The sequence below is a fragment of the Kribbella sp. genome, from assembly GCF_035687465.1.
Taxonomy (GTDB): domain Bacteria; phylum Actinomycetota; class Actinomycetes; order Propionibacteriales; family Kribbellaceae; genus Kribbella.
This window is the reverse complement of record NZ_DASRXP010000239.1, coordinates 1-7,209: the sequence shown is the minus strand read 5'-3', so window position 1 is coordinate 7,209 and position 7,209 is coordinate 1. Positions and strand designations below refer to the sequence as shown.

Genomic DNA, 7,209 nt, shown 5'->3' with positions numbered 1-7,209 from the left:
GGGGGTGGTGGGTGGTTTCTGCATTTTCATAGTTATCTGCTGACCGGTGAGCGGGGTGCTGTGCTGGTCGATACCGGGATCGGGCCGGCTGGTGGCGAAGCAGCTGAGTGGCTGGGGACTGTTGGGCGGCTGCCGCGGTTGCTGGAGTCGGCTGGGGTCGAGCCGGGTGAGATCGAGACGGTGATCATGACGCATATTCATCTGGATCATGTGGGGTGGAACACGGAAGCTCAGGAGCCACGGTTCCGCAACGCGACGTATGTGGTGCAGCAGGCGGAGCTGGATCATGCGGTGGGCAGTGCGACGTACGAGATGCTGGTGCGGCCGGTGGTGGAGGCGGGGCAGGTTCGGGCGGTTGCTGGCGATGCCGAGTTGAGCGATGGATTGCGGCTGCTGGCGACTCCGGGACATACGCCGGGGCATCAGTGCGTGGTGACGGATCGCGCTGTGCTTGGGGGTGATGTATTGGTTCATCCTGCGCAGGCGCGGTGGCCTGAGCTCACCTATGTCTACGAGCGCGACCCCGTCGTTGCGCTGACCTCTAGGCGCGAGATCCTTGCCTTGGCCGCCGCCACTGGGATCCCCATCGCAGCGGCCCATCCCCATGCCGCCCTCACCTCTGACGCAGTGCCGCTTCCCACCCCCACCAACGGCTCAGAGCCCTGCCCGGTCCACCGCCTCTAACACCGAGCACTGTCCCGGACGTTCAGCGGTAGCCGGTGATGTTGGCTGGTTTGCCGGGGTCTTGGACTTCGACGATGTAGCGCCAGGCGTCGGGGCGGCTGCCGTCCAGGTCGGTGAAGCCGAAGATCCTGGCCAGTTCGCCGCTGGAGACGGACTTGCCGTTCCAGCGTGCGACGTCGGGGTCCGCGGCGAGGGCGGCGACAGCGCGGCCGACGTACGACGGGCTCTCGGAGATGGCGAAGTGCGGGATCGCCTTGGTCGCGTCCTGCCAGTTCTCCTCGGTGACGCCGAACCCGTCGAGCATCGCCTCCGAACGCAACCACCCCGGCGTCAGCAGGACCGCCGCCGCGCCGTACTGCTCGAGTTCGTGCGCCAACGCGAACGCCATCCGGCTCACGGCACCCTTCGCCACGTCGTAGAAGAAGGAGACGCGGTAGTTGGTCGCGTTGTACTCGTTGGTGCCGTCCGTCATCTCGACGACCAGTCCGCCCGGCGACTTGATCAGCAGCGGCAGCGCGAAGTGACTCGTGATCGCGTGCGTCTCCACCCCGAGCCGCAAAAGCCGCAACCCTTTGTCGAGCGACGATTCCCAGGCGGTCTTGTCCCATTCCGGCTCACTCGCTTGACCCCAGATGTCGTTGACGAGGACATGTAGGGCACCTTCCTCACGCTCGATCCGGGCCACTAACTCACGGACCTCCTCAGGCGACGTGTGATCAACCTGTACTGCGATGCCGCGGCCGCCCGCCGCGTCGACCAGTTCCGCGGTCTCGTCGATCGTCTCCGGGCGATTCATCTCGGACCGTTGCGCCCGAGTGGTCCGCCCAGTCACGTACACAGTCGCTCCCGCAGCGCCCAGTTGCACCGCGATCCCCCGCCCAGCGGCCCGGCTGCCGCCGGTCACCAAGGCAACTTTGCCCGCCAACGCCTTCTCGCCGGCAGGCAACTGCCCACCCTCTGATCCACTCACGCTCCCCAGCTCCCTTCAAGAACTATCCATACATCGTACGATTTAGTACCATACGACGTATGATTAATGCTGGCAAGCCGAGTCCTGGTCGTTCCGGACGACCGCGGTCGGGAGAGGAACGGCTCAGCCGGGAGGCGATCCTCACCGCCGCGCTGCGGATCGTGGACGACGAGGGCATCGACGCGATGACGATGCGGCGGCTCGCCTCCACGCTCGGCGTGAACCCGATGTCGATCTATCACCACCTGCCGAACAAGGCTGCGGTGTTCGCCGGCCTGGCCGAACTGGTGTTCGCCGAATTGGACCTGGCCGATCCTGGCGACGACGTGCCCTGGCAGGACCAACTGAAGAGCGCGGCACTCGCCTACCGCGGCGCCTTGCGCGCACATCCCAACCTGGCCCTGCAGGTCCTGTCGGATACGTCCGCGGTCTCGGACGTCGTGGTCGTCACGGTCGAACCGTTCTACCGGGCGCTGGACCGCGCCGGCCTGCCGCCGCGGCAGATCTTCGAATCGGTGAACACGATCATCGACTTCATCCACGGCTTCATGCTCGGCGAGGTAGCCGTCCGGGCCGAGACCTTCGAACTCGCGCCCGACCTGCTCGAACGGGTCAGCCGGCTACCGCCAGGCAAGGCACCTACGCTGACGCGCGTGGTCCAGGCGCTCGGCCCGGAGGGCCTTCACTACGACTTCGACTCGGGCTTCGAGTCCGGAATCACCGTGCTGGTCAAAGGAATCGAAGGCTTGTGACGGGAGATGGCGACGCCGATCAGACAGAGCGCGCCACCGAGGTACGCCATCGAGGCCGGGGTTTCATCGAGTAGCAGCCAGGCCAGGAAGATGGTCAGGGGCGGGACCAGGTACGTCGTGGCGCCCATCCGGCCGGCGCTCGTCCGCGCCAGGGCGTAAGCCCAGGTGGTGAAGGCGAGAGCGGTCGGGAACGCACCGAGGAACACGATCCACCAGATCGTCGAAGCCTTCGCGTCACCCGTCTCCCGGATCAACGCGGGCGCGAACGGCAGGCAGCTGATCGCGCCGATCGTGCAGGCCAGCCAGGTCACTTCGAGCGCGGGCAACCGGCCGAGCAACGGCTTCTGGGCGACCACCCCGACGGCGTACGCGATCGCGGCCACCACACAAAGGATCACTCCCCAGGTCTCGGCCTTGCCCTCGGAGGAGGAGGTGCCGATCAGGACGACTCCGCCGAAGGCCGCGATACTGCCGATCACGAGTTGGCGCGGGAATCCTTCTCCCAGCAACAGGCCGGCGAGTAGCGCGATCAGGAGCGGTCCGACGTTGACCAGCATCGCCGCGGTGCCGGCGTCGAGGCGCTGCTCGGCCTCGTTCAGCGCGACGTTGTAGACGCCGAACCACAACAGGCCGCAGATCAGCAACAGCTTCCAGTCGCCCTTCGCGGGCCAGCGTCGCGGGCGGGTGAAGAGCAGCGCGCCGAGCAGCAGGCTGCCGACGAGCAGCCGGCCGAGCGACAACGCACCGGCCGAGAACTCATGCCCGACATGCCGGATCGCCACGAAAGCCGAAGCCCAGAGCACCACAGTCACAGCTGCGGCGCCGGCAGCGAGCAAGCCCTGGCGTCCATCGGTCGTCGTCACAACCTGACGGTAGACGCCCGACACTTCGCCCGACACCGAATTGTCGCCCCGTCATCCGAGGGCAAAACAGATCCGAGGGCATAACAGCCAGCCGCCCCGCATGGCTGCAGCAGACTGAGGCTAGGTGACCTCCTTGGTTTCCAGTTCGTCGGTGGCTGATGGTGGAGGCAGGGCAACGGGAGTGATCAGGGCGGTCAGGAGCACCGGGACGGTGAGTGCCGCGATCAGGACCGGCAGGGTGAACCACACCAAGCCCAGCGCGAAGTTGGCGTAGACCACGACCGCGAACACATCGGAGAAGAACCCCGACACCGACGTGACTGTCGCTCGCGCCGGACCTGTGATGGAGTCCTGTAGACGAGCCTCCGCGACGATGATGACAAGTTGCATCACGCCGTAGCCGACTGCGATCGGCACGAAGCCCAGCGCAGTACCGCTGAGCGCACCCCAGGCGAGCAGTCCCGCCGTCAGCGCCAGCCCGACCGCCAGGATCGATGCTCGCAGCTTGTACGCCGGACCCGCGAGCGCACCGCCGATCGCCTGCGCTGCGACCGTACCGGCGATCAGCAGCGGGACCAACGTGTTCGAGGCTCCGGTCTCCCTGGCCAGCAGAGGGAAGTACTCGTCGAAGACCAGGAACCCGCCCAGCAGCGCGACGAGCGCGACCGCCTTCCGGACCGTACGGCTGGTCACCGCCTCGGTCAGACCCGACCGCAGCATCAGTGCATACCGTCCGAGCGGTCCGCGCCCGGTATCTGACTCCACCTCCAGCGTTTCGTCGGCCGTGGCGACCCGACTCGCCTCCGGCAGTGACAGCGCGACAACTGCTTGCGCAAGGCAACTAAGCACGCTGACGACACCGACCAGCACGTAGCCGCCGGACTGGTACAGCGGAGCCGCCACTGCCGTCGCCGCCAGGTTGAGAACCAGAGCTGCCGCTTTGGCCCTGCCGATCAATCCCGCGTACTTGCTGGTCGACCCGCGCGCGGCCAACTCGTCGTACACGAGGGCTTCGAAGGTCCCGGAGATCAGCGCGGAGCTGGCTCCCCAGAGGACGAAGCCCAGCGCGAACCCGGCGTACGAGGGAACGAGGATCCAGCTGGCGTAGCCCAGCCCGCCCACCAGCGAGCCGAACACCAGCAGTCTCCGACGGGAGAACGTGTCCGCCCAGGCGCCGGACGGCACCTCGAGCACGAACGAAGTCGTCGACCAGATGATGAACAGCGTCGAGACCTCCGACGCCGACAACCCGTGATCCGTGAAGAGCAGCTGATACAGCGGATACAACGGGATGAAGTCCTGCAGCGCCGCATACGCGACGATGCGGGCCGAAAGGTTAGGACGTCAAAGGTGCGGGCTCGAGCGTGTCATACCTCAGAAGATATCCGCGAAGTCACCGATCCAACAGGTCTTTTATCCCGGGTGTGGACAAGTGCAGGACCTGGTAGCGGGTGCCTGGCACGATTTCCGGCTCGCCGCTCCACAGGGTGAAGTGCACGATCTCCCACCGCGTCGGATCGACCGCGATGGCGGAGCTGTGCACGCCCGGCATCGCCGCTCTCTGCCGCAGCGTCTCCAGTGCCTCGCCCACCGGCTCTGCCGGATCCACCTCGGCCGGCAGTTGCCAGGCGTGTTTGGTTGCCGCGACGGCGGGCTGATCGACCTCCGGTCCGCGGAGCGTCTCGACCCCGGTCCAGTGCCGCACGTTCGGGCGGCCGAACGACTGGCAGATCGCGGTGAAGAACCCGCCACCCCACAGGAACCGGCCCATCGCCTCCGGTTCGTTCCAGAGATAGAAGGGCGAGTACTGGTTCGCGATCGCACCGTTCGCCTGGTCCTGGACCAGGAAGGCCTTCAGCCCGAGCCCGTCGAAGTCGTCCATCCGCCGGCCGGTCGTCTCTACCCGACGCCGAATGATGCCCATGTCGTAGTCCGCCGGCAACGTGATCTCGTACTGCATCGCGTACATGCCCCGCCCTCTCCCTCGACTGCCGAACATACTAGTAGGTACAGAGGGCACGGGGTCAACAAAATGAGGGGCGGTGAAAGGTCACATCCGTCAGGGTTGAGGTATGAGCGAGAGGGTCTGGGCGAAGTTGCCTGCAGGCAGTGAGGATGCGCTGGGCGGGCTGAACGCGTCCGAATTGCAGTCGTTGCTGCTGGAGATGAGCCGCACGAGGGCGGCCGCCGTGACGCCCGCGCGGGTGATCGACAGGTGGCGGAACGATCGGTTCGTGCAGCCGTCGGTCACGGATCCGCGCCGGCTGGTGCGGACGCAGGCCGACCTGTGGGAGCGGCTGCCTGCGCGGTTCGAGGGGGTCGAACTCTCGCCGCTCACTCCACTCGGCACTTGCTCGGCCGTCGCCACGGTCAACCAGAACAAGGTCGTCAGCACGATCCGCAACACCGAGGTCGCGAGCGATCCGACGAACGAGCTCGCGGTCGAAGCCGCCGTACGACGTCGGGCCGGCCAGGCGCGGGTGGATCTTGCGGCCTGTCAGCGGGTGGTTCGCGCCCAGGCGGTCGATGCACCGGGGATGTTCGCGCACTTCCAGTTGTTCGCGTTGGTGTCGAGTGCGCGGGATACCGGTTCGGGACGCGTCGAGGCCGAGATGCTGCTGGACCACCTTGGCTTCTGGTACGACGTACTGGGTGAGCGCGCGCGGTTCACCTTCACCACGTTCGCGGCCGGCGCAGTACGGGAGCGGATCGACGACACCGTTCGGCCGGGACTGAAGGTGGAGTTCGCCGAGGACCCGGCGCGGACCCAGGGATCGAACTACTACGCCGGTACTGCGCTGGCGATCGGCGCGGGTGATTCCGAACTCGGAGACGGCGGGTTCACCCGCTGGACCGCCGAACTGCTGGGCGATGCGAAGGAACGTTGCCTGATCTCGTGTGTCTCCACCGAGCGGCTGACCGCGATCAGTCCCGGAGTTTGAGCAAAGCCGCATCGGTCGGTGAGAAACCGCAGGCCTTGACGTAGAAATCGGCGAGATGCGGTTCGTAGTCCACATGGAGCCACTCGCAACCAGCGGCCTTCGCCTCGGCAGCGGCGGCGAGGACAAGTTGTCTGCCGATGCCCCGGCGGCCGTGCTCCGGATGGACCGCGGTGTCGAGGACGAACGCGTGCGCACCACCATCCCAGCACACCTGGACGAACCCGATCAACCGATCGTTGCTGAAGGCACCCACCCAGGTGAGTGCGTGGCGCTCCAACCGGGCCTGCCAGGGCTGGACTTCGACCGACGACTCGAAGGCCAGCGCATGCAGCTCGGACAGGCCGGCGTCGTCGACCGGGAAACGCACCTTGATCTCCACAGCCACGAGCCGATCGGTCATGCGGTCACCCTAGGCGCCGGCCACCGTGAGCGACCATCCCGAGGCTAGCTTCCATCGGAGGCCGGGTGATCCCAGCCGGAGACGAACCAGTGGGTTGCTCCAGTGGCTGGATCGTACGACGGCCTGCTGATGGTGCCGATGTTGCCGCCATAGACGTGGATCCCGACGGTGGGCTCGTCCCCCACGGCCGCAACGGCGTGGACGTCGTCGTCGGTCGTACAGCACACGGTGACTTGCCCGCGCTCCCACACGTGCTCTCCGGCCGGCGTCAAGGCTCTGGCGGCCGCGGAAGCAGCGGGCTTCAGGTAGCGGATCTCGCGTTCGGCTCCCGCGTAGATTCCGACGACACCCCAGGTCTCGTGGCCGTGCACGGGTGTTCGTTGACCTACGTTCCAGACCACGGAAGCGAGTGACCAGCTGTCGTCGGGAGCGATGTAGAGCGGGTACGTCACGTGGCGCTCTGACGATGGACGGATGACCTCCAGTGGAAGTCGGTGGCCGCTGGCAAGCAGAGCAGACAGCATCGGCGCAACCCGCTGCGTGATCTCGTACTGGTCGTCGCTGCTGCTGACCACGAGACCCACCTCGTCGATGAAGG

General features: G+C 66.5%; 9 protein-coding genes. 3 read left to right on the top strand and 6 right to left on the bottom strand.

Annotation, left to right across the window (positions count from 1 at the left end; genetic code table 11):
* On the top strand, positions 1-684 hold a 684-nt coding region (locus VFG33_RS12240), incomplete at its 5' end, for an MBL fold metallo-hydrolase (protein WP_325025656.1).
* Positions 685-706: 22 nt separating this feature from the next.
* Here the strand turns inward: VFG33_RS12240 and VFG33_RS12235 are convergent.
* The gene (locus VFG33_RS12235; protein ID WP_325025654.1) at positions 707-1,654 is read right to left on the bottom strand and encodes an SDR family oxidoreductase; all 948 of its coding nucleotides are present in this window, start codon (positions 1,652-1,654) and stop codon (positions 707-709) included.
* Positions 1,655-1,713: 59 nt separating this feature from the next.
* On the opposite strand from VFG33_RS12235, the gene VFG33_RS12230 reads away from it, so the two are divergent.
* Complete coding sequence (locus VFG33_RS12230; RefSeq protein WP_325025652.1) at positions 1,714-2,406, top strand: TetR/AcrR family transcriptional regulator; 693 nt, start codon at positions 1,714-1,716, stop codon at positions 2,404-2,406.
* Here the strand turns inward: VFG33_RS12230 and VFG33_RS12225 are convergent.
* The 3 genes from VFG33_RS12225 to VFG33_RS12215 all read right to left on the bottom strand — a co-directional run bounded on the left by VFG33_RS12225 (position 2,340) and on the right by VFG33_RS12215 (position 5,238).
* Positions 2,340-3,269, bottom strand: a complete 930-nt coding sequence (locus tag VFG33_RS12225) for a DMT family transporter (protein ID WP_325025650.1) — start codon at positions 3,267-3,269, stop codon at positions 2,340-2,342. The two genes, VFG33_RS12230 and VFG33_RS12225, sit on opposite strands and share 67 nt — an antisense overlap.
* Positions 3,270-3,389: 120 nt before the next feature.
* Positions 3,390-4,556: an MFS transporter gene (locus VFG33_RS12220; protein WP_325025648.1), complete on the bottom strand. Its 1,167-nt coding sequence runs from the start codon at positions 4,554-4,556 to the stop codon at positions 3,390-3,392.
* Between the two features lie 106 nt (positions 4,557-4,662).
* Positions 4,663-5,238 carry a DUF4865 family protein gene (locus VFG33_RS12215; protein WP_325025646.1) on the bottom strand — a complete coding sequence of 192 codons (576 nt, stop codon included), beginning with the start codon at positions 5,236-5,238 and terminating at the stop codon, positions 4,663-4,665.
* A 103-nt stretch (positions 5,239-5,341) separates the two neighbouring features.
* Between VFG33_RS12215 and VFG33_RS12210 the strand changes: the two genes are divergently transcribed.
* Positions 5,342-6,211, top strand: a complete 870-nt coding sequence (locus tag VFG33_RS12210) for a hypothetical protein (RefSeq protein ID WP_325025644.1) — start codon at positions 5,342-5,344, stop codon at positions 6,209-6,211.
* Here the strand turns inward: VFG33_RS12210 and VFG33_RS12205 are convergent.
* Both VFG33_RS12205 and VFG33_RS12200 read right to left on the bottom strand, forming a co-directional pair.
* On the bottom strand, positions 6,195-6,611 hold the full coding sequence (locus tag VFG33_RS12205; protein ID WP_325025642.1) for a GNAT family N-acetyltransferase: 417 nt from the start codon (positions 6,609-6,611) through the stop codon (positions 6,195-6,197). The genes VFG33_RS12210 and VFG33_RS12205 overlap by 17 nt on opposite strands.
* A 44-nt stretch (positions 6,612-6,655) precedes the next feature.
* Positions 6,656-7,209: cysteine dioxygenase family protein (locus VFG33_RS12200; protein WP_325025640.1), on the bottom strand; the 554-nt coding region annotated here is incomplete at its 5' end.

What these genes read in the sequence shown, in the direction of transcription:
- VFG33_RS12230 (WP_325025652.1), top strand. Translation starts at nt 1,714, where the DNA reads ATGATTAATGCTGGCAAGCCGAGTCCTGGTCGTTCCGGACGACCGCGG.
- VFG33_RS12215 (WP_325025646.1), bottom strand. Translation starts at nt 5,238, where the DNA reads ATGTACGCGATGCAGTACGAGATCACGTTGCCGGCGGACTACGACATG.
- VFG33_RS12210 (WP_325025644.1), top strand. Translation starts at nt 5,342, where the DNA reads ATGAGCGAGAGGGTCTGGGCGAAGTTGCCTGCAGGCAGTGAGGATGCG.
- VFG33_RS12205 (WP_325025642.1), bottom strand. Translation starts at nt 6,611, where the DNA reads ATGACCGATCGGCTCGTGGCTGTGGAGATCAAGGTGCGTTTCCCGGTC.